This window comes from Streptomyces sp. NPDC043878 (assembly GCF_056435735.1).
In genome coordinates, this window is sequence record NZ_JBWKDW010000002.1 from 341,225 (window position 1) to 361,626 (window position 20,402).

Annotated in this window: 17 protein-coding genes and 2 pseudogenes; 11 read left to right on the forward strand and 8 right to left on the reverse strand. The window is 69.2% G+C overall.

The features are described 5' to 3' along the window. Positions 1–87 precede the first annotated feature (87 nt). The gene (locus AC07AZ_RS05270) at positions 88–561 is read left to right on the forward strand and encodes an SseB family protein (protein WP_478843981.1); all 474 of its coding nucleotides are present in this window, start codon (positions 88–90) and stop codon (positions 559–561) included. 164 nt (positions 562–725) lie between these two features. Next, on the forward strand, positions 726–1,697 hold the full coding sequence (locus AC07AZ_RS05275; RefSeq protein WP_478843983.1) for a pirin family protein: 972 nt from the start codon (positions 726–728) through the stop codon (positions 1,695–1,697). A gap of 920 nt (positions 1,698–2,617) precedes the next feature. Here the strand turns inward: AC07AZ_RS05275 and AC07AZ_RS05280 are convergent. After that, positions 2,618–3,609 (reverse strand): annotated as a pseudogene (locus AC07AZ_RS05280) (IS5 family transposase). A 122-nt stretch (positions 3,610–3,731) separates the two neighbouring features. Here AC07AZ_RS05280 and AC07AZ_RS05285 point away from each other — a divergent pair. Next, entirely contained in the window at positions 3,732–4,535 is an 804-nt protein-coding gene (locus AC07AZ_RS05285; protein ID WP_478843985.1) for a hypothetical protein, read from the forward strand. Between the two features lie 919 nt (positions 4,536–5,454). Here AC07AZ_RS05285 and AC07AZ_RS05290 read toward each other — a convergent pair. Then, a complete protein-coding gene (locus tag AC07AZ_RS05290; RefSeq protein WP_478843987.1) occupies positions 5,455–7,233 on the reverse strand; it encodes a recombinase family protein in 1,779 nt (592 codons plus the stop codon). Between the two features lie 21 nt (positions 7,234–7,254). On the opposite strand from AC07AZ_RS05290, the gene AC07AZ_RS05295 reads away from it, so the two are divergent. Continuing rightward, entirely contained in the window at positions 7,255–8,031 is a 777-nt protein-coding gene (locus AC07AZ_RS05295) for a pirin family protein (protein WP_478843989.1), read from the forward strand. A gap of 72 nt (positions 8,032–8,103) precedes the next feature. On the opposite strand, the gene AC07AZ_RS05300 is transcribed toward AC07AZ_RS05295, so the two are convergent. Both AC07AZ_RS05300 and AC07AZ_RS05305 read right to left on the reverse strand, forming a co-directional pair. Further along, positions 8,104–9,042: a BRO-N domain-containing protein gene (locus tag AC07AZ_RS05300; RefSeq protein WP_478843991.1), complete on the reverse strand. Its 939-nt coding sequence runs from the start codon at positions 9,040–9,042 to the stop codon at positions 8,104–8,106. A gap of 121 nt (positions 9,043–9,163) precedes the next feature. Further along, positions 9,164–11,323, reverse strand: coding sequence for a SpoIIE family protein phosphatase (locus tag AC07AZ_RS05305; protein WP_478843993.1), 2,160 nt, complete (start codon positions 11,321–11,323; stop codon positions 9,164–9,166). Between the two features lie 173 nt (positions 11,324–11,496). Between AC07AZ_RS05305 and aspS the strand changes: the two genes are divergently transcribed. The 4 genes from aspS to AC07AZ_RS05325 all read left to right on the forward strand — a co-directional run bounded on the left by aspS (position 11,497) and on the right by AC07AZ_RS05325 (position 16,446). Then, positions 11,497–13,260, forward strand: coding sequence for an aspartate--tRNA ligase (aspS, locus tag AC07AZ_RS05310; RefSeq protein ID WP_478843995.1), 1,764 nt, complete (start codon positions 11,497–11,499; stop codon positions 13,258–13,260). Positions 13,261–13,378: 118 nt separating this feature from the next. Continuing rightward, on the forward strand, positions 13,379–14,338 hold the full coding sequence (locus AC07AZ_RS05315; protein ID WP_478843997.1) for an intradiol ring-cleavage dioxygenase: 960 nt from the start codon (positions 13,379–13,381) through the stop codon (positions 14,336–14,338). A gap of 223 nt (positions 14,339–14,561) precedes the next feature. Beyond that, a complete protein-coding gene (locus tag AC07AZ_RS05320; RefSeq protein ID WP_478843999.1) occupies positions 14,562–14,912 on the forward strand; it encodes a hypothetical protein in 351 nt (116 codons plus the stop codon). A gap of 184 nt (positions 14,913–15,096) precedes the next feature. Beyond that, positions 15,097–16,446, forward strand: a complete 1,350-nt coding sequence (locus AC07AZ_RS05325; protein ID WP_478844001.1) for a pectate lyase family protein — start codon at positions 15,097–15,099, stop codon at positions 16,444–16,446. A gap of 89 nt (positions 16,447–16,535) precedes the next feature. On the opposite strand, the gene AC07AZ_RS05330 is transcribed toward AC07AZ_RS05325, so the two are convergent. Next, positions 16,536–16,691 carry a hypothetical protein gene (locus AC07AZ_RS05330; RefSeq protein WP_478844003.1) on the reverse strand — a complete coding sequence of 52 codons (156 nt, stop codon included), beginning with the start codon at positions 16,689–16,691 and terminating at the stop codon, positions 16,536–16,538. A gap of 26 nt (positions 16,692–16,717) precedes the next feature. Here AC07AZ_RS05330 and AC07AZ_RS05335 point away from each other — a divergent pair, with 26 nt between their 5' ends. Next, positions 16,718–16,930 carry a hypothetical protein gene (locus AC07AZ_RS05335; protein WP_478844005.1) on the forward strand — a complete coding sequence of 71 codons (213 nt, stop codon included), beginning with the start codon at positions 16,718–16,720 and terminating at the stop codon, positions 16,928–16,930. Positions 16,931–16,975: 45 nt separating this feature from the next. Here the strand turns inward: AC07AZ_RS05335 and AC07AZ_RS05340 are convergent. From AC07AZ_RS05340 to AC07AZ_RS05350, 3 genes and pseudogenes are all read right to left on the reverse strand, one after another. Continuing rightward, positions 16,976–17,449 (reverse strand): annotated as a pseudogene (locus AC07AZ_RS05340) (hypothetical protein); the annotation flags it as partial. Positions 17,450–17,451: 2 nt separating this feature from the next. After that, positions 17,452–18,342 carry a helix-turn-helix domain-containing protein gene (locus AC07AZ_RS05345; protein WP_478844007.1) on the reverse strand — a complete coding sequence of 297 codons (891 nt, stop codon included), beginning with the start codon at positions 18,340–18,342 and terminating at the stop codon, positions 17,452–17,454. Between the two features lie 145 nt (positions 18,343–18,487). Beyond that, complete coding sequence (locus tag AC07AZ_RS05350; RefSeq protein WP_478844009.1) at positions 18,488–19,033, reverse strand: ATP-binding protein; 546 nt, start codon at positions 19,031–19,033, stop codon at positions 18,488–18,490. 154 nt (positions 19,034–19,187) lie between these two features. On the opposite strand from AC07AZ_RS05350, the gene AC07AZ_RS05355 reads away from it, so the two are divergent. Together AC07AZ_RS05355 and AC07AZ_RS05360 are read left to right on the forward strand one after the other, a co-directional pair. Next, positions 19,188–20,063, forward strand: a complete 876-nt coding sequence (locus AC07AZ_RS05355) for a helix-turn-helix domain-containing protein (protein ID WP_478844011.1) — start codon at positions 19,188–19,190, stop codon at positions 20,061–20,063. Next, complete coding sequence (locus AC07AZ_RS05360; RefSeq protein ID WP_478844013.1) at positions 20,060–20,269, forward strand: DUF397 domain-containing protein; 210 nt, start codon at positions 20,060–20,062, stop codon at positions 20,267–20,269. The genes AC07AZ_RS05355 and AC07AZ_RS05360 overlap by 4 nt, the downstream gene beginning before the upstream one ends. The last annotated feature ends 133 nt before the right edge of the window (positions 20,270–20,402 follow it).

The window sequence follows — 20,402 nt, forward strand, 5'->3', positions numbered from 1 at the left end:
TACCAACGAGTAGCTACGATGATGCTACCCGTCGGTAATAAGACGCAACCCCGAAGGGGTCATCTGTGAGCCGTTACTCTTTCGGGCATGTACGGCTACGACCAGAACGCCGGTGCTCAGCAGCAGTACGCCCCGCCGCAGCAGCCCATGCCCGGGGGCGCCGGAGCCTACGGGCAGCAGCCGCCGCTCTACCCCGAGCCGTCCCCGCCCTCGCTCGCGGACGCGGTGCGCGCCTTCACCACCGGCCAGGTGACCGCCGAGGACTTCCAGCAGGTCTTCGCGACCTCGAAGGTCTACTGCCCGCGCGGTGACAACCCCGGCTTCCTCGCCCTGCACAACACCCAGCAGCCGGTGATCCCGATGTTCACCTCGCTCAAGGAGCTGCGGCGGTACGCGGGCAAGGAGTCCAAGTACTTCGTGATCACCGGTGCCGAGGTGATCGACCTGCTCCCCACCGGCTACGGCTTCGTCCTCGACATGGAGGGCGAGCACCGCATGGTCTTCGACGCGAAGGCCGTGGAGCAGATGGTGGAGTTCGCGATGCGCCGCATGTACGGCTGAGTCGTCACCCGATCCCGTCCGGATCCTCCCGGATGATGGCCGGCGCCCTGGTGCGGGGCGCCGGTCTTCTGCTGTCCCGGAGGGAATGCGCTCCGGACTTTCGCGGTTATGGGTGGCAGAAAGTTCAACGCTCAACTAAACTCGGAGCACAAGGAGGTACCGACATGCCTGCAGTGACCGTCGAGAACCCGCTGACGCTGCCCCGCGTCACCGTGTCCGCCGACGCCGTGGCCCGTCCCGTGCTCACCGTCACGACCGCACCGAGCGGTTTCGAGGGTGAGGGCTTCCCGGTGCGCCGAGCGTTCGCCGGGATCAACTACCGCCACCTGGACCCGTTCATCATGATGGACCAGATGGGCGAGGTGGACTATCAGCCTGGGGAGCCGAAAGGCACCCCGTGGCACCCGCACCGCGGCTTCGAGACCGTCACGTACATCATCGACGGGATCTTCGACCACCAGGACTCCAACGGTGGTGGTGGCACCATCACCAACGGTGACACCCAGTGGATGACAGCGGGCGCGGGCCTGCTGCACATTGAGGCGCCGCCGGAGCACCTCGTCGTGTCGGGCGGTCTCTTCCATGGGCTCCAGCTGTGGGTGAACCTGCCTGCCAAGGACAAGATGATGCCTCCGCGCTACCAGGACATCCGTGGCGGCAACGTCCAGCTGCTGACCACGCCCGATGGCGGCGCGCTGCTGCGCGTGATCGCCGGTGAGCTGGACGGGCACGCTGGTCCCGGCATCACGCACACGCCGATCACGATGATCCATGCGACGGTGGCGCCGGGTGCGGAGCTGACGCTGCCGTGGCGGGAGGACTTCAACGGGCTGGCGTACGTGCTGGCGGGCAAGGGCTCGGTTGGTGCCGAGCGTCGTCCGATCCAGCTGGGCCAGACTGCGGTCTTCGGCGCTGGCGGTTCGCTGACCGTCCGCGCGGACGAGGAGCAGGACTCCCATACGCCGGACCTGGAGGTCGTCCTCCTCGGCGGGCAGCCGATCCGCGAGCCGATGGCTCACTACGGCCCGTTCGTGATGAACACCAGGGAAGAGCTTCAGCAGGCGTTCGAGGACTTCCAGAAGGGGCGGTTGGGGACGATCCCGGCCGTGCATGGGATGTCTGAGGGCGGACTGTAGGGCTCGCTGAGAGCTCCATGCGGACGAGCCCAGCCCGGACAGGGAAGGGCTCGTTCCGCGGTTGCTGCCGCCTTCTTGGTCTCCTAGTAATCGGCCGGGTCGGTGACCTGCCGGGATCTTCCTCGTGGGGTGCTGACCTGGCCTTTTGCTGATGGCTGGCGATGGGGTACGACGGTAGCGATCGGGTGTCCTGCGGACTGCTTGGCCCGCGCGAGCATGACCCTGCTGGGGCGGGCGTCGAGAGTCCAGGGGAGCACGGTGTCAGCCGGGGCGCCGTCCGCACCGCCGTCGCCGACCTCGTGAGCAGGCGCACCGGCGCACCGCGGCCGGGCGGGCCTTGCGCTGTGCCGGGACCGCCGAGGTCCCCAGGGTGCCGTCCAAAGGCCGGCAGTCATCACGCCGGCGTGAGACAGGGTTCCGGCGTTGAGTGCCTTGGTGAAGAAACCGGTCGCCTGGGAGATGGCGGCCTTGGCGCGGGTGCGTCGGCTGTTACGAGGGGCGGTATTGTGGCCATCCTTGTGCGTCGAATACGGCGATGAGGTCCCGATAGTCGCGCCAGTGCGTCACCTTGCGGTCCCTGACAGTCACGACGGAGACGAAGCGGTTGTCGTAGGGTCGTGATGTCACCGCCGACGTGCCGTGGTCTTCGTACTCCGGGCTCGACCGCATCCTCGGGTTCTCCACCGTGAGCGGCGAGCAGCGCCCGCAGCTTCAGTTCGGCGACGCCGTCAGCGAGGACCCGCAGAGCACCGCGCAGAATCCTCGGCCTGATCGCTCAGGCCGACGCCGCATCGACTGATACCAAGGTGCGCACCTTGCATCCGGAGCGGGGCGACGCCCGCGTAACGAGGTCGTGCGCATCCACGCAGAGACCGACGCAGCCGTACCCGACCCCACCTAGGGCCTGTTCCAGGTTCGGATCATGTTGGTTGGAGGCTGCGGATCCAGATCACGGCACCGTGAAGGTGGAGTCCGGCGAGGTAGCTGGTGGCGGTCTTGTCGTAGCGGGTGGCCAGGCCGCGCCACTCCTTGATCTTGTTGATGCAGCGTTCGACGGTGTTGCGGTCCTTGTACAGGTCCGGATCGTGACCGACCGGGCGGCCGCCGCGAGAACCCTTCTTCTTGCGGTTGGCGGCCTGGTCGACCTTCTCCGGGATGACACCGCGGATGCGGCGTCGCCGCAGGTAGGAACAACCGGTGCGGGAGGAGTACGCCTTGTCCGCGGCGACGGCGCCGGGCCGGGTGCGCGGGCGGCCGACCGGGCCACGCACCTTGATGCCCTCCAGTACCGGGACGAAGCAGGGGCTGTCGGCGGCCTGCCCCGGGGTGAGGACGAACGACAGCGGCCGGCACCGGCGTTCGGCCGCGAGGTGAGTCTTGGTGGTCAGCCCGCCCCGGGAACGGCCCAGTTCAGCCGCATGGAGCCGGGCTCTGCGCCGCCGTAAACGCCGCCGCTCCTCACGCACCACGTCGTCGCCGTCCTCGTCCGGCCCAGCTACCGGTGCGCTTTGCCCCTTTCGAGAAGCCCCTTTTCCTCGGTGACGGCCTTCTCCAGCTCGTCCAGCAGCTCGGGGTCGACGGCCATCCCCGCCGCGTGATGATGAGCGCGCGCGATCGTGGAATCCACACTGACCAGATCGAGATCGACCTGTCCGCGGGCCGCCGCCTCGGCGATCATCCCTTCCATCAGCGTCCGGAAGGTCCCGGCCGCCGCCCAGCGCTGGAACGCGCCGTAAACGGTCGACCAGGAGCCGTACTCCTGCGGCACGTCCCGCCAGGGGCACCCAGCCCTGAACCGCCACATCACGGCATTGAACAGCCGCCGTAGGTCAGGGACCGGACCACGCTCGCCCACCGGCAAGAACGGCTCGACCAACTCCCACTCGGCATCCGAGAGATCACCACGCGCCACCCTCGACAATTACCAGACTCCAGCCGCCCGCCACCGGCGAATCCCCAAACCAATGATCCGAACCTGGAACAGGCCCTAACGCCCGTTCCTAAACATCAACTCCGAGGGCATGATGAGCCGTTGTGAAAGAGTTAGTGATCGCTCTCGTGGCAGCGGTGTTCGGGTTGGCCGGAACCGTGATGGGTGCCGTCATCGCAGCACGCTCAACCAGAATCGGCGCCGAAAAGAACGCTGAGAGCGTGAGGCGACAGGTGCAGGACCAAGGTGTCGTTGAGCATGGCCATTGGCTGAGGCAGCAACGGCTCAGTACATATGAGGGCTTCCTCGAAGCGTGGGACGAGTGCTTGCGCATCACACAAGCGTCTGGAGACCTGCACGAGCCCAACTCAACGGGCCTCGATGATCTGAGAGGGGCCGCAGGCCATATGGCGGAACGCGCACGGCGCATAGCCCTCTTGGGACCGGAGGAAGTTACACACGCGGCTGAGGAACTGACCGCGACGATGCAGGAAGACGTCGAGGTCTCCACCCGGTTCATCGAAGCAGCCCAAGCCGCGACAGCGGCGGTCGACGGCCGCCCGGTTGCCCTCGACGCCATGACCGAGGCAACAGAGGAATACAGGCAGCGCACGGGGCAACTTGCAGAGCTCATACAGGCCGCACGTGATCAGGGGCGAGATCTACGAGACCTCGATGGTCACCCCCTGTTGCGCGAAGTAATGCTGAGCATGGAGCAGTACCGGCAAGCTTCCGCAGAGGCGCAGGGAGCACTGTTGGAGAATTTCGAGCGGCTGTCCGCAACCATGGACGAGGCATCCACAATGGTTGGAGTACTCAAGCGCAACAAGGAAGCACGGGAACTCAGCCGGGAACGCTTCACGAGCGCGGTTCGAAAGGCGCTCGGCACCCCGCCTCTGCCCGAGTAGCGATTTTGAACGGGGGTGAGCGGTGCCCGTCTCCCCCGAACTGACCGAAGATCTCACCGCGGGTACATACAGCCTCTACGCGGACGCCGAGGGCTTTTGCAGCGCATTGCACGGCAGCTCGCCGCGGGTTTCGAGGTGACGTCCCGTCTCGTCGTGTAGCCGATCAAACTGGCGGAATCCCCAGGTCACGGCCCGAATCGCCTCGCTGGACGCCCTGTTGAGACATATGGAGCCGGGACCAGCGGTGATCGCCCCACCGCCCGCAGCGGCACGTACCGGACGGCTCCGAAGCGGAGACGACAGACCATGATCGCCTACACCACGCACGAAGGAGGACACGACCCTCTTGATGGTCGGCCCGGATCGCCGAACGGCGGGCGCGGTTGAACACCTGCGCTGCTGCTTGTAGTTCGGCCCGGTGCGGGCCGTGGCTGGCGAGGGCCAGGTTGTGGAGGGTGTCGCCGAAGGCATCCAGGTGGCCCTGGGCCACGGCCTCGCCACCTGAGTCGAGGACGGCGTGCGAGGCGCCAGACCGGCTGGGCGACCAGCTTGCCGTCGACGACGCGGCCGAAGTCGCAGTCGCCGACGACGGGCTCGGAAGCCTTGGACAGCGAGCACGTACGAGGGGTGTTGAGTCGCTGGCGGCGAGCGGTGCGCGGGTGGAGGCACTCACTTGTCGCGGTTTTGCGCTGCCGGCGACCCTGGCCGGAACAATAACCGTCGGTCGGCGAAGTGGGGGAGGGGCTGGGCGAGGGGTTGTCCAAGAGACGGCTCCTAATGGCTGGGGGCAGGAGCGCCGGAGCAGCGACGCGGCTGCCCGGCGCCCCCGAGGACACCGTCAATGCTCCGGAGAATCGCCGGTTTTCCTAACCGGCGATGTGGGTGTATTACCCCCCGCTCGTCTCGGGTCAGCAGCAGGTCAGACCGCTTCTGCCAACGCCTCCCTCTGCCGCGATTCGTTGGCCTCTGCCCCATCGCCCTCGGCCTGTTCCGGCCGTACGAACTCGACCGTTGCTCGCTTCTCGACAGGCGTCGACCTTCCCGCACCGGACGCCTTAGAGACCGTGACCCGGCGCACGAACAACTTGACGAAGTCCCGGCGCTCCTGGGTCGTCGCGGCCTCCCACCACGAACCCTCGCCCACTGGATCGACGTCCCCCGCGCCCAAGGGCAGCCACAGGTGGATCGGGAGCGTCGGCGTCGCCGCCTCCTCCAACTCGGCGAGACGGGCCTCCGCCCTCTCCATGCGACCGAGGAGCCGTTCCCTGCGCTCCCGGAATCGGCGCCGTCCGACAGGGTCGTCGTAGTCGCCAGCCTCTTCCCGGTCGTAAAGCTCTTCTAGCGCGTGCTTGGCATCAGCGCGTTCGGTGACGAGATTGCGGCGTTCGCCCACGATCTCGGGCTGCTCTGTCTGGGCCGTGTACCGATGGGCAGCCTCGGCGAGAATGACCGCCGTCTCGGGGTCGTCCTCGACGGTCTGGATGAGGGCGAAGATGCGCCGCGCCACGTACAGGTCCAGGGTCTGCATGCTGATGGTGCACTCGCCCTCGTGCTGTTCCGGCAGCGCTTTCCGACGGCGGCAGCGGTACGCGGCCTTGTTGGGCGTGGTGGCGCGGTGCGACGTCATCACCGCACCGCAGTCGCAGAACAGTACGTCCATGGCGGAGAGGACGGCGTGCCCGCGCGACAGGCCCTTGCCCTGGCCCCGCCCGTCGAGCCACTTCTGCAGTTCATGCCAGTCGTCCGGCGGGATGATCGGCGGGTACGCCTGGACCGGCTTCATGGTCTCTGGGGCGCGCTCGATGCGGTAGCTCTCGATGATGCTGGTCAGCTTGCCGTCCTCCCGGCGCTTGTACACCGGGGTCGCTGCGTAGCCCGCGATGCGGGGGTCGCGGAGGATGCGCATGGCCGTCTTCGGATCCCAGACGCTGTCCTTCGTCTTCTTGCCGACCCGCTGCCCCTTCGTCGGCACGCCGTCGGCGGTCATCTGGGCACAGATGCCCGTGAGGGAGCCCGGGTGGCGACGACCTCCTCCTGGCCGGTACGGCATGTCCTTGTGCTCTTTGATCCGCGCCCACATGTCCTGGATCACCGGCACCTCGTCGGGATCGTTTTCGAGGACATAGATCACGACGGGTCTGCCATCGGGCGTCGTTCGCGTTGCGGGGACCATACGGAAGCCGTACGGGGGCTTGCCGCCCACGTAGCCACCGAGTTCACGGGCCGTCTTCTTCGCGCCCCGCACCGCATCACTCTTGTTCTTGCTCTCACTGTGGGCCGCGTCCAGCCGCAGGATCAGATGGATCAGGTCCATCAGATTGCCCTTGCGGAACTCGCCTTCGGTGAGGCTCACGATCGTCACGCCGAGGTTGAGCAGCTCCGTGACGATGGGGATGGCGTCCAGCGGATCCATCCGTGACAGGCGGCTGATGTAGTAGACGATGATCAGGTTGATCCGGCCCTCGTGGCAGTCCTTGAGTAGCCGGTCGAAGTCCGGGCGGCCGTCGCCCGTGAAAGCGGATATGCCGAGGTCCTCGTACTCGGTGATGCTGACGGCCCCGCGCCGCTTCGCCTCGGCCACACCTGCAGCGCGCTGCGTGACCGTGCTGACCTCGGACTTGTTGGCCCGCCCCACGGACTGACGCCCATAGACCCCTGCATGGATGTTCATGCCGGTCACCACCCCTGGTCTGATCATGGGGGGACTCTAGCTGATTTTTTGGCCCCCCAACTGGTTTCATCCAAGGGCATCCCCTGGCACCCGCACCGCGGCTTCGAGACCGTCACCTACATCATCGACGGCATCTTCGACCACCAGGACAGCCAGGGCGGTGGCGGCACCATCACCAACGGCGACACCCAGTGGATGACCGCGGGCTCGGGCCTCCTGCACATCGAGGCGCCGCCGGAGTCGCTGGTCATGTCCGGCGGTCTCTTCCACGGTCTGCAGCTGTGGGTGAACCTGCCGGCCAAGGACAAGATGATGGCGCCTCGGTACCAGGACATCCGGGGCGGCAACGTCCAGCTGCTCACCACGCCCGACGGCGGCGCGCTGCTGCGCGTCATCGCGGGCGAGCTCGACGGCCACCAGGGTCCCGGTGTCACCCACACCCCGATCTCGATGATCCACGCGACGGTCGCGCCGGGCGCCGAGCTCACGCTGCCGTGGCGGGAGGACTTCAACGGGCTGGCCTACGTCCTGGCCGGGCGCGGTTTCGTCGGCACGGAACGGCGTCCCGTCCACAAGGGCCAGACGGCGGTCTTCGGTGCCGGTTCCTCGCTGACCGTCCGCGCGGACGAGCAGCAGGACTCCCACACCCCGGACCTGGAGGTCGTCCTCCTGGGCGGCCGGCCGATCCGTGAGCCGATGGCGCACTACGGGCCGTTCGTCATGAACACCCGCGACGAACTCCAGCAGGCGTTCGAGGACTTCCAGAAGGGCCGCCTGGGCACGATCCCGGCAGTTCACGGAATGTCCGAGAACGGGATGCAGTAGTCCGCTACGGTAGGAACAGGCCCGAAGCCGCAGAATCTGACTGCGACTTCGGGCCTGTTGATGTTGGCGCCCTCAGGGCAGCAGATACACCGGCGCCCCGTCGGAGGTGCATCCGGCCTGCTTCACGCATCCCCGCTTCTGCAGCATGCGCAGGGAGTCGTGGACGCGGTCCTGGGGCAGGCCGGTCCGGTCGGCGATCTCCTCGACCCGGAAACGGGCACCGCCGTGCAGGAGGGCCGGCGCCAGGCAGGCGGCCACCGCGTGCACGTCGTCGGTGACGACGAGGTTCTTCGCCTTCCAGGTGTCGAGGAGTTGCCGGGGCGTCACCTCGGGCGCGGCGCCGGGACGGGAGCGGTCGGCGGGGCGCCCGAGAGCCTCGGCGATGTCCCGCAGCGCGTCGGCCATCGTGTGCTGGCTGCGGCTGATCTGCCGCAGCAGGTCGTTGTGCTCCTCCTGGAACGCCAGCATCGTCTCGTCCGCCCGGATGTTCCGCTCCTCGAGCCGGACGATCACGTCGGCGACCTGCTGCGGCATGACATAGGCGGTGCCGCCGGTGGCGGCGGGCTGTACGGCGGCCGGTTCCAGGGCGTAGGAACCGTCGCGCTGGATGGTGGCGATGACTTCGGAGACCCAGGCTTTGAAGGGTTGCGATTCCGGCTTCGTGCAGCCGTTGACCAGGCTGATCAGGCCCTGAAGATTCACCATCTTCATCGACTTCTTGAGTCCGTGACCTGCGGTCTTGTGCCATGTGTCTGTTCCGTAGACGCTTTGCGCAAGATCGCTCAGAGTCATCTGTGACTCTCCTGCAACATGCCAGATGAGCGCCTGCCGTGTGTTCGCGTAGCCCAGGTCCGCGGCCACGTCCGCCGCCACGAACCAGTGCGTCCCGTCCGGCATCGTCAGCCTCCGTACCCGCGCCCCCGTGGCCGCGAACACGAAGTCGTTGATGTCGATCGCGTCCTGCCGCCGTGCCGTCGGCTGGTCCGGCGACGTGTTGTTCTGCTCGTACATCGAGCACCACCTCCGCCCCGGACGCTAGGCATGCGCAGATGCAACGTGCGTACGGATCAGTGCCGTTCACCCATTAGTGGACAGAAGCATCGTTTCTGTCGAGGGTGGCATCGCGGTCGCCTCACGTGTCGGCGTCCGCCTCGTAGAGCTCGAACCAGATGCTCTTGCCGTCGCCCCGCGGGTCGACGCCCCACATGTCCGCGAGCATCTCGATCAGCACAAGTCCGCGGCCCGAGGACGCCAGTTCGCCCGGGCGGCGCTTGTGGGGCAGGTCGTCGCTGGTGTCGGTGACCTCCACGTGCATCCGGCGCATCCCGGGCTCTCCCCTGACCTCGGCCAGCAGCAGCGCGTCCGCGTCGGTGTGCACCAGCACGTTGGTCAGCAGCTCGGACAGCAGCAGCACCGCCGAGTCCACCTGGTCCGGGGAGGCCCAGTCGTGCAGCAGTTCCCGGAGCTGGTGCCGGGCCACCGCGACCCGCTCGGGTTCCGCCTGTGCGACCGTCAGCATCGTGCGCCGCACGGCGTGACGGGCGTGATCGCCCCCGTCCCGGGCGAAGTCGCCGCCCTCGTCCCTCCCCTGCCGGTGCAGCAGCAGGACCGCTATGTCGTCCTCCCGCCGGTCGGCCAGCGGGCCGGTGGTGTGGTGGGAGGAGGGCCCGTGCACGCCCTGCACCAGGGCGTCGGCCAGTTCCTCCAGGTCCCCGTCGTGCGCCTCCAGGATCGCGCGGATGCGTTTCCAGCCGGTCTCCAGGTCGTGGCCGCCGGTCTCGATCAGGCCGTCGGTGCACAGCAGCATGGTCTCGCCGGGTTCGAGGGCGAGCCGGGTGGTCGGGTAGTCGGCGTCCGGGTCGATGCCGAGGGGCAGGCCGCCCGCCGTGGGCCGCGTCAGGACCGTCCCGTCCGCCATGCGTATCGCGGGGTCCGGGTGGCCGGCGCGGGCGATCTCCAGGATGCCGGTGCCGGGGTCGACCTCGACGTACAGGCAGGTCGCGAAGCGCAGGTCGGTGCTGTCGGGGTCCTCGTAGGTCATCCCGTGCAGGAAGCGGGAGGCGCGGGACAGCACCGCGTCGGGGCGGTGGCCCTCCGAGGCGTACGCCCTGAGCGCGATGCGGAGCTGGCCCATCAGTCCGGCCGCCCGCACGTCATGGCCCTGGACGTCGCCGATGACCAGGGCGAAACGGCCCGAGCCGGACTGTGACCGGGAGGTGCCCCCGGGCAGCGGGATCATGTCGTACCAGTCGCCGCCGACCTGGAGGCCGCCGCCGGTGGGGACGTAGCGGGCCGCCACGCTCATGCCCGGGATCTGGGGTCCCAGGGTGGGCAGCATGGAGCGCTGGAGGCCATCGGTGAGTTCCCGCTCCGACTCCGCGACCCCGGCCCGGGACAGGGCCTGGGCGAGCATGCGGGCGACCGTGGTGAGGACCGAGCGCTCGTCGGGGGTGAAGGCGACCGGGTGGCCGAAGGCCGCCATCCAGGCGCCCATCGTGCGGCCGGCCACGGTCAGCGGCACGAACGCCCAGGACTGGCGGCCGAAGTAGCGGGCGAGCGGCCAGGTGACGGGATAGCGGTCCTTGTAGTGTTCGGGTGAGGACAGATAGACGGCCCGGCCGGTGCGGACCACCTCGGCCGCCGGGTAGTCCGTCTCCAGGTTCATGTGGGTGAAGGGGCCCTCGTCACCGGGCTGCTGCCCGTGGTGGCCGATGATCGTCAGGCGGTCGCCCTCCACCCCGAAGACCGCGAGGCCGTCCGGTGAGAAGCCCGGCATCGACAGGCCGGCCGCCACCCGCAGCACCTCCTCCGTGGACCGGGCCTCGGCCAGCGCCCGGCCCGCGTCCAGCAGGAACGCCTCGCGGGAGCGCCGCCAGTCGCCGGTGACCGCCGTACGTCCGGACGAGGTCCCCGGGGGCGGTTCGGTGACCTCCTGGAGGGTGCCGGTCAGCAGGAACGAGCGCCGCTCGGGGTCGTAGGACGGCTTGGAGCGGCTGCGTACGGTGCGGATCACCCGGCCCCGCTCGTCCATGATCCGGATGCGGACCTCGGCGAGGGTGCCCTCGGCGACGGCGAGCTGGACGATTCCGGTGATCTCGTTCCAGTCGACGGGATGGAGGCAGGCCCGTGCCTGGGCCTCCGTGAGGGTCGCCGGGCCGCCGGACAGCCCGAGCAGTCGAGCCGCCTCGGAATCCACCGTGACCAGCCCGTCCGCCGTGTCCCAGTGCCAGACGCCGGTCGCGAGGGCTGCCAGGACGTCCCCCACGGCGGGCAGGGGCTCACCAGTGCGCATTGCCCCACTTTAAGAAGAGGAGCTCGAAGAATGCCACCGATCGCGTACGGCGACCGAGTAGGCGATCTTGAAACGGGCCGGTAAATGGTGGGGAGGCGATCTTTGGGTGCCCGGTACGCTGGGGGTGTTTCACGTGAAACAGCCCCCGATCCGCAAAGACTGGATGAACGACGATGCATCGGTACAGGTCCCACACCTGCGGCGAGCTCCGCGCCTCTGACGTCGGCACCGACGTCCGGCTGAGCGGCTGGCTGCACAATCGGCGCGACCTGGGCGGCATCCTCTTCATCGATCTGCGCGACCACTACGGCATCACGCAGCTCGTCGCCCGCCCCGGCACCCCCGCCTACGAGACCCTCGACAAGGTCACCAAGGAGTCGACGGTCCGCGTCGACGGCAAGGTCGTCTCCCGGGGCACGGACAACGTGAACCCGGACCTGCCCACCGGTGAGATCGAGGTCGAGGTCGGCGAGGTCGAGCTGCTCGGCGCAGCCCAGCCGCTACCCTTCACGATCAACACCGAGGACGGGGTCAACGAGGAGCGGCGCCTGGAGTACCGCTTCCTCGACCTGCGCCGCGAGCGCATGCACCGCAACATCATGCTGCGTACGGCGGTCATCTCGGCGATCCGGCACAAGATGACGGCGCTGGGCTTCAACGAGATGGCGACGCCGATCCTGTCGGCCACCTCCCCCGAGGGCGCCCGCGACTTCGTCGTCCCCTCCCGTCTGAACCCGGGCCGGTTCTACGCCCTTCCGCAGGCGCCGCAGCAGTTCAAGCAGCTGCTGATGATCTCGGGCTTCGACCGCTACTTCCAGATCGCCCCCTGCTTCCGCGACGAGGACGCCCGCGCGGACCGTTCGCCGGGCGAGTTCTACCAGCTCGACGTCGAGATGAGCTTCGTGGAGCAGGAGGACGTCTTCCAGCCGATCGAGAAGCTCATGACCGAGCTGTTCGAGGAGTTCGGCGGCGGCCGGCACGTCACCTCCCCCTTCCCCCGCATCCCGTTCCGCGAGGCGATGCTCAAGTACGGCTCCGACAAGCCGGACCTGCGCGCCAAGCCGGAGCTCGTGGACATTACCGACGTCTTCGAGGGCTCGGAGTTCAAGGCGTTCGCGGGCAAGCACGTGCGCGCGCTGCCGGTACCGGACGTCTCGGGTCAGCCCCGCAAGTTCTTCGACCAGCTGGGCGACTTCGCCGTCTCGCAGGGCGCCAAGGGCCTGGCCTGGGTGCGGGTAGCCGAGGACGGGTCGCTGACCGGCCCGATCGCGAAGTTCCTCACCGAGGAGAACGTCGCCGAGCTCACCAAGCGGCTCGGCCTGGCCCCCGGCCACGCGGTGTTCTTCGGCGCCGGCGAGTTCGACGAGGTCTCCAAGATCATGGGCGCGGTGCGGGTGGAAGCCGCCAAGCGCGCCGGGCAGTTCGAGGAGAACGTCTTCCGGTTCTGCTGGATCGTGGACTTCCCGATGTACGAGAAGGACGAGGAGACCGGCGCGATCGACTTCTCGCACAACCCCTTCTCCATGCCGCAGGGCGGTCTGGAGGCCCTGGAGACCCAGGACCCGCTGGACATCCTGGGCTGGCAGTACGACATCGTCTGCAACGGCGTCGAGCTGTCCTCCGGCGCGATCCGTAACCACGAGCCCGACATCATGCTCAAGGCCTTCGAGATCGCGGGCTACGACCGGGAGACCGTCGAGGACAAGTTCGCCGGCATGCTGCGTGCCTTCCGCTTCGGCGCCCCGCCGCACGGCGGCATCGCCCCCGGCGTCGACCGCATCGTGATGCTGCTGGCCGACGAGCCCAACATCCGCGAGACGATCTCCTTCCCGCTCAACGGCAACGCCCAGGACCTGATGATGGGCGCGCCGACGGAGCTGGAGGAGACCCGGCTGCGTGAGCTGCACCTCTCGGTGCGCAAGCCGCAGCCGAAGTAGCACCACCGCTGCGAGTGGCTCGGAACCGTCGTCGGTTCCGAGCCACTTTCGCGTTCCCGGGTCGCTGACAGCTCTCTCTCATGCTCCTGACAGGTTCCGTCCCTAGCGTCCCGGCCTCATGACTGACCATCAGGAACCATGCAGAGAACGGGAACTGACGCGCCGCACGGTCGTGGCGGCCGGCGCGGGCGGTCTCGCGGCTGCGGGCCTCGTCGGCGGCGCCCTGGCCACGACCGCCTTCGCGGGAGACGGCGGGACGGGCGCGAACGGCGCGGGCACGCCGACGCGGGACGGCGTCTGCTACCGCCTCACCTCGGAGACCGTCGAGGGCCCCTACTACATCGACGCGGACAAGCTCCGCCGTGACATCACCGAGGACCGGGAGGGCATTCCGCTCCGGCTCGACCTCGGGGTGATCGACTCAGAGACCTGCCGGCCGCTGCGTGACGCGGCCGTCGACATCTGGCACTGCGACGCGGCCGGCGTCTACTCCGGCTACGAGAACCAGGGCAACGGCGGTGGCGGCGGCCCGGCCCCCACGGGCGAGCCCCCGACCGGCACGCCCACCCGCACGCCCCCGACCGGCGGTCCCGGCGGCGGTGGCGGCGGCCACCAGGAACCCACGGACGACACGCGCTACCTGCGCGGCACCTGGCGTACCGACCGGCACGGCCACGTCTCCTTCCGGACGGTGTTCCCGGGCTGGTACCGGGGCCGTTGCGTGCACATCCACGTCAAGGTCCACGTGGACGGCACCTGGACCGACGCCGGCTACGAGGGCGGCCACACCTGCCACACCGGGCAGTTCTTCTTCGACGAGGAGTCCGTCCTCGCCTCCGCGGAGGTGGAGCCCTACGCGAGCAACGCCGCCGAACGCACGACCCTGACCGAGGACACGATCTACGACCAGAGCGGCACCCAGGGCGGTCTGCTCGGGCTGCGCTACGACCGGCGGGACATCGCCAGGGGCGTCCGCGCGTCCCTCACGGTCGGCGTCGACCCGGAGTCGACGGAGGACGGCCAGGGCGCCCCGCCCCAGCCGAGCACGTCCGTGTCCGCGTCCGCGACGGCGTCGTAGGCGGCTGAGTCGTAGGCGGCTCACGAGGGAACGGCGTGGGCCGTGGAAGCGGGGGTACTGGACGGAGGACAGCACGCTTCCACGGCCCGTCGTCCGCTCCTGGTCACCTCACCGGCGACGCACAGGAACCCAGGGGGCGGGAGCACAGCGGCCCGTCGTCTCATGGGAGCACGGGGTCGCGGGACCGCAGTCCGCCCCGGATCGCCACGCAGGGGAGGAAACCATGGGGTTCACGCTCGTACTCGCCGTACTGCTCATCGCCGGGGCGGTGTTCGCGGTCGTCGTCCAGCGGCGGCGGCACCACCGTTCGCCGTCCGGCCTGGACGCCGAGGTCGAGGCGAACCAGTGGCTCGTACGGCTGGGCGGCGGTCTGGTCCCGCCCGACGCGGGGGCCTGGGCGGCGGCGGACGAGAACGCGGCGCGCGCCCTGACGGAGGCGGCGGAGTGCCATCGCGAGGCCAGCGCACGACTGGCCGCGGCCCGGACGGCGGCGGAGTACGACGGGGTGACGCGGACGGCGAGGGAGGGCCTGCGCCACCTGGGCGCGGCCCGCGCGGCGCACCGGGCACTGTAGAGGCGCCTTCGCGTGCTGCCGGCGTCACACGGTCGGCCCGTGCTGTCCTCGCCCGTCGGCTTCGGGAACGGCCGCGGTGCGCGGCAACCTTTCACGGGCCTGCGGCCACTGGGGAGTTGTGGGCGCCGTTCACCGGAGCTGCACACCTCGTACGCGATCCACCAGAACGTAAGGACTCTCCCCCGTGGCAACCCCCTCCCACCGCCGGTCCCTCCGCTCGCGGCGCATCCTCGTCGTCTCCGCCGCCGTCGTGGCCGCCGGTGCCGGCGCCGCGACCCTCGTCATGAACGCGAACGCCGGTGGCGTCGACCTGTACCGCCAGACCCTGTCCGCCAAGGACGGCTGGGCGTCCTCCGGTTCCGGTACGACCGGCGGCACGAAGGCCGACGCCGCGCACGTCTTCACCGTCAGCACCCGCGCGCAGCTCGTGAAGGCGCTGGGTTCCGTGTCCGACACCGCGCCCCGGATCATCAAGGTCAAGGGCACGATCGACGCCAACACCGACGACGCGGGCAGGAAGCTGACCTGCGCGGACTACTCCGCGGGCACGGGCTACTCGCTGTCCGCCTACCTCAAGGCGTACGACCCCGCCTCCTACGGCACCTCGAAGCTGCCGTCCGGCACCCAGGAGAAGGCCCGCGCCGCCGCCCAGACCAAGCAGGCGAAGAACATCGTCTTCAAGGTGCCGGCCAACACCAGCATCGTGGGCGTGCCCGGCACCAGCGCCGGGATCACCGGCGGCATGCTCCAGGTGCAGAACGTGGACAACGTCATCGTCCGCAACCTCGCCTTCTCCGCGACCGAGGACTGCTTCCCGCAGTGGGACCCGACGGACGGCGACGACGGCAACTGGAACAGCAACTACGACTCGCTCACCCTGCGCGGCGCGACCCACGTCTGGGCCGACCACAACAGCTTCACCGACGCCGCGCACTTCGACAGCGCCAACCCGAAGTACTACGGCCGCGAGTACCAGATCCACGACGGCGCCCTCGACATCACCAAGGGCTCGGACCTGGTGACCGTCGAACGCAACCAGTTCACCAACCACGACAAGACGATGCTGATCGGCAGCAGCGACACCGACAGCACCGGCAAGCTGCGGGTCTCCATCCACCACAACGTGTGGAAGGGCATCGTGCAGCGCGCCCCGCTGGCCCGCATCGGCCAGGTCCACATCTACAACAACGTCTACGACACGACGACGCTGAACGGCTACGCCCCGCTCTACAGCATCAACTCCCGCGCCAAGGCGCAGGTCGTCGCGGAGGACAACTACTGGAAGGTGCCGAGCGGCGCGAAGCTCGCCAAGCTCCTCAGCGGCGACGGCACCGGCTCGGTCGCGGGCAGCGGCAACCTGGTCAACGGCACGGCCACCGACCTCGTCGCCGCGTACAACGCCGCGTCCTCGAAGAAGCTGAAGACGACCGTCAACTGGACGCCGACCCTCACGGCGGGCCTGGAGACCTCGGCGAAGAACCTGCCGGCGGAGCTGGCGACCACGACGGGAGCGTCAGTCCTCACCGCCTCCTGACCCCCCGTTCGGCCGGCGGCCCGGTGTCATCCTGTCCCGGGCCGTCGGCTACCCCTTCCCGCGCCGGTGTCAGGGTCTTGCTATCCGGTTCACGCGAGGCGCATGACCTTGTTCTCCGAGGCCAGCAGCCAGTGGAAGTGGTCTACCAGCGGCTCCACCACGTACGGATCCCGCAGCACCACACCGAGCTCGATGTTGTCGGACAGGGCACGGTCGGTGAGGTGCCAGATGCCCCGTAGCCGCATTCCAGCGCGAACTGACGGATCAGGACATGGGCCAGCGTGTGCAGGAGCACGTATCGGATGCCGGGCCACCGGGGCTCGACGCGGCGGGCTGGCGGGTGGAGCTGCGCCCGAAGGACGTGGAGAGGGCCACCGCGGCCTGGCTCGACGGGTTCGAGGTGGCCGTGCACGGCGATGTGGAGCCGTACGGGACGGGAGTGCGGATGCGGGGGGTGCGGGCGTTCGTGGTCAGGCCGCAGTGAGGGTCAGGCCGCAGTGAGTGAGTGCGCGCCGGCTGCGTTCACCGGTCACTCGTCCGCGAAAACGTCCTCGGCTGTGGGAGCGGTGACGGATCGGGTGAGCCAGCGGCCGAGGGTTTCCGGGTCGTCGCAGAGCGTGATGCGCTCACGGACGTGTTCAGGCACCTCGATACCGCGCTGCTCCAGGACGAGCAGCAGGGCTTCGGCGCGGCCCTGCGCGCGGCCTTCGTCGCGGATCTCTTCCGAGATGTACGACTTGTAGAAGGAGAGGTCCACGGCCACCAGTCTCCTCCAGATCTGCTCGGCCGGGCGCTTGCCCAGGCCCTGTGCGGTGAACTCGATGATGGGGTCGGCGATGTCTTCGGGGACCCCACGCAGAGCGGTGGACAGGGTTTTCAGTATGGCACCGATGTCCGGATCGGCAGCGTGCGTGATCGCGGACAGAGCAGCCAGCGCTAGGTCTGCTCGGGCCTCGTCCGGATCGGTGATCACGGGCATGTTGTGAGGGCCCTGCTGCTCAGGGCTCACGCGATCGGCGCAGGCGCGCGGGTGCGGCAGTCGCCGCAGCGGCCCGGTTCAGGGCCGCGGAAGGCGTGGTCGCAGTCGTCGCAGTTGCGGAGGGGATGCCTGACGGGCGGGGGCCGCTCGGGCGCGCGGTACGGCGGCAGGGGTGGGAGCTGGGCGGTCAGGCGGTGGGCCAGGAGGGCGGCCGGGCGGTGCAGGGGCTCGGCCGGCAGGTCGCTGGTCAGGGCGTGGCGTACGGCGGTGGGGGTGAGGTCGCGCTCCAGCCAGGCGGCGACTCCCGGGGCGAGGTGCTCGGCGTCGGTGGCGGAGAGGAGGAGGCGGGGGTCGTGGCGGCGGAGGCCGGCGAGGACGTCCGTGGCCGTCTGGAGGAGGGTGGGTGAGGTGTACGAGGGCTGCGGTACGGCGGGAAGGGCACGGCGCGGCGGCTTCTGCTGCGCCGCCGCTGCCCGGCGGGCCGGGGGTCTGGGGGCGGCGTCGGCCGCCCCGCCGCCGTGACGGCCCGGCTGGTTGCAGGAGACGGTGCGGGTGACGATGCGACCGCTCTCGGTGCGCTCGCGTGGGCGGCGCAGGTAGCCGTGGGTCTCCAGCTCGCGCAGGGCGGCGGCGATACGGGTCGTGCCCTCCGGGAAGCGGGCGGCGAGGGTCTTGATGTCGACGCGGGCGCCGGCGGGGAGGGACTGGATGTGCACGGCCAGACCGATGGCGAGCCCCGAGAGGTCGGGGTGCTGCGCGAGGTGGTTGCCGATCACCGTGAAGCGGGTGGTGTGGCGGGTGTTGTCGTGGATGACGCCGCCGGTGTGCGCTGCCGTGGAGGCGCGACGGGGAGGGTGGTTTTTCCCGCCGATACGGGACTGGGCGTGCGGGCGCACGCTAGGGTTTTGGGTATCCATCGGGAAGGTTTGGCTTCCTTGGTGGTCAGGCCCTCGCAACGGGATGCCAGTCCCTGCGAGGGCCGTCGTATGTCCGGAGGTTGTGCTGTCTCGCGCTGAGCGTAGGGCAGGCAACCGGTGCCGAATCCAGCTGAGTCGGTGATGTTCACTCGCGCGAGTGAGCGGGCTCCGTGGGCGGGAGGGGTGGGGCTTGGTGAGGTTTCTTTCCCTCTCGTGTTCCTTGGAGGAGGGCGCCCGAGCCACCGGAGCACACGTTTCCGAACTTCGGTGAGAGGTCGAGTTCGGCCCAGACGGTCTTGCGGGGGACGGGGCCGAGCTCGACGCCCCAGCGGTCGGAGAGCGCCTCGACGAGGAGGAGGCCGCGTCCGGACTCCGCGTCGAGGGGCAGTCGTCGGCGGTGGGGTACGTCGTCACCGCGTGTGTCCGTCACCTCGACGCGGAGGGTCTCGCCGCGTGCCAGGAGTGCGAGGCGGAAGTCGCGTCCGGGGAGACGGCCGTGGGTGGCGGCGTTCGCCGCGAGCTCGGCGACGAGGTGTTCGGCGGTCTCGGTGGCGTGATGTGGGAGGTCCCAGGTGCGCAGCCACTCGGTGGCGAGGAGCCGGGCGAGGCGGGCGCCGCGTGGCGTGGGGGACAGCAGGACGCTGAAGTGACGGGTTGGTGGGTGGAGTTGGGTGGAGTTTCTCTGGTTCACGTCACTGAGCGTGGCGGTGCGTGCTTACCGTGAACAGTGACTGCGCCGATGCGTAGGGTGACTGTCCGGAGCTTGTCCACTGTTGTCCGGGCTGTCGGAGCGGGCCCTCCGGGTACGGGCGTTGCGGCACGGCGGGACGGCGGAGGGGTGCGGAATGTCGGTGGACGGCGAGGTACGACGGCTCAGGACCGAGGCGGACGAGCCGGGGTGGGAGGTGGACCCCGACGACGAGTGGGGAGTGGCCGTCATCACCACCGTGGGGCGGCAGTTGAGGCTGCGGCGGGAGGCGGTGGGGATGCGGGCCGCCGACTTCGCGGTGGCCGTCGGCTACGGCGAGGACCTGGTCTACAAGATCGAGGGCGGGAAGCGGATCCCTCGGCAGGAGTACCTGGACAAGGCCGACGCGGTGTTGAAGGCGGGCGGACTCGTCGCGGCAGCCTGGGAGGACGTCAAAAAGGTCCGGTATCCGAAGAAGGTTCGGGAACTGGGCAAGCTGGAGGGCCAGGCGGTCGAGATCGGTGTGTACGAGTGCAACATCGTCGCCGGGCTGCTGCAGACACCCGAGCACGCTCGGGCCGTGATCGGGGCAGCGCAGCCGCCGTACTCGCGGGACGATGTGGAGCGCATGGTGGCGGCCCGTCTGGCCCGGCAGTCCGTCTTCGAACGTGACCCGGCCCCGTCGATCCACTTCGTACTGGAAGAGGCGCCGCTACGCCGAGAGGTTGGGGGCACAATGGTGTGGCGACAGCAGCTCGAACACCTGTTGAAGGCCGGCCGGTTGCACAACGTCACGCTTCAGGTGATGCCGACGAACACCGAGGCCCACCCCGGGCTGGACGGCAGGATCGAGCTGCTGAAGTTCCCGGACGGCACGGCGGTGGGGCGTTCCGACGGTGCGTTCAGCGGGCGGCCAATCACCGATCCGAAGCAACTGCGCATCCTTGAGCTGCGGTATGGCACCATCCGGGCGCAGGCTCTCTCACCGCGGGAGTCGCTGGCCTTCATCGAGCAACTGCTGGGAGAGACATGATGCGCAAGGCATCCGCCGGGGACGCCTCCGAACTGGCGTGGTTCAAGAGCAGCTACAGCGGCGGCACCGACGGCGAGTCCTGCGTCGAGATCGCCACCAGCTCCGGCACCGTCCACGTCCGCGACTCCAAGAACGTCGCGGGCCCCCGTCTCGCGCTCGCTCCCGGCGCTTGGGCGCACTTCGTGACGTACACCTCGGAACGCTGATCCCAAGGGGTGGGGGGGGGGGGGGGGGGGGGGGGGGGGGCCCCCCCCCCGGGGGGGGGGGGGGGGGGGGGGGGGTTTCTTCCCTCTGGGGGGAGGGGAAGAAGAGCGAGGGGGGTTGGGGGGGGGGGGGGAG

Excerpts from the sequence above, each read along its gene's own strand:
- AC07AZ_RS05270 (WP_478843981.1), top strand. The coding sequence starts at position 88 with ATGTACGGCTACGACCAGAACGCCGGTGCTCAGCAGCAGTACGCCCCG.
- AC07AZ_RS05275 (WP_478843983.1), top strand. The coding sequence starts at position 726 with ATGCCTGCAGTGACCGTCGAGAACCCGCTGACGCTGCCCCGCGTCACC.
- AC07AZ_RS05290 (WP_478843987.1), bottom strand. The coding sequence starts at position 7,233 with ATGATCAGACCAGGGGTGGTGACCGGCATGAACATCCATGCAGGGGTC.
- AC07AZ_RS05300 (WP_478843991.1), bottom strand. The coding sequence starts at position 9,042 with ATGTACGAGCAGAACAACACGTCGCCGGACCAGCCGACGGCACGGCGG.
- AC07AZ_RS05305 (WP_478843993.1), bottom strand. The coding sequence starts at position 11,323 with ATGCGCACTGGTGAGCCCCTGCCCGCCGTGGGGGACGTCCTGGCAGCC.
- aspS (WP_478843995.1), top strand. The coding sequence starts at position 11,497 with ATGCATCGGTACAGGTCCCACACCTGCGGCGAGCTCCGCGCCTCTGAC.
- AC07AZ_RS05315 (WP_478843997.1), top strand. The coding sequence starts at position 13,379 with ATGACTGACCATCAGGAACCATGCAGAGAACGGGAACTGACGCGCCGC.
- AC07AZ_RS05320 (WP_478843999.1), top strand. The coding sequence starts at position 14,562 with ATGGGGTTCACGCTCGTACTCGCCGTACTGCTCATCGCCGGGGCGGTG.
- AC07AZ_RS05330 (WP_478844003.1), bottom strand. The coding sequence starts at position 16,691 with ATGCGGCTACGGGGCATCTGGCACCTCACCGACCGTGCCCTGTCCGAC.
- AC07AZ_RS05335 (WP_478844005.1), top strand. The coding sequence starts at position 16,718 with ATGGGCCAGCGTGTGCAGGAGCACGTATCGGATGCCGGGCCACCGGGG.
- AC07AZ_RS05345 (WP_478844007.1), bottom strand. The coding sequence starts at position 18,342 with ATGGATACCCAAAACCCTAGCGTGCGCCCGCACGCCCAGTCCCGTATC.
- AC07AZ_RS05355 (WP_478844011.1), top strand. The coding sequence starts at position 19,188 with ATGTCGGTGGACGGCGAGGTACGACGGCTCAGGACCGAGGCGGACGAG.
- AC07AZ_RS05360 (WP_478844013.1), top strand. The coding sequence starts at position 20,060 with ATGATGCGCAAGGCATCCGCCGGGGACGCCTCCGAACTGGCGTGGTTC.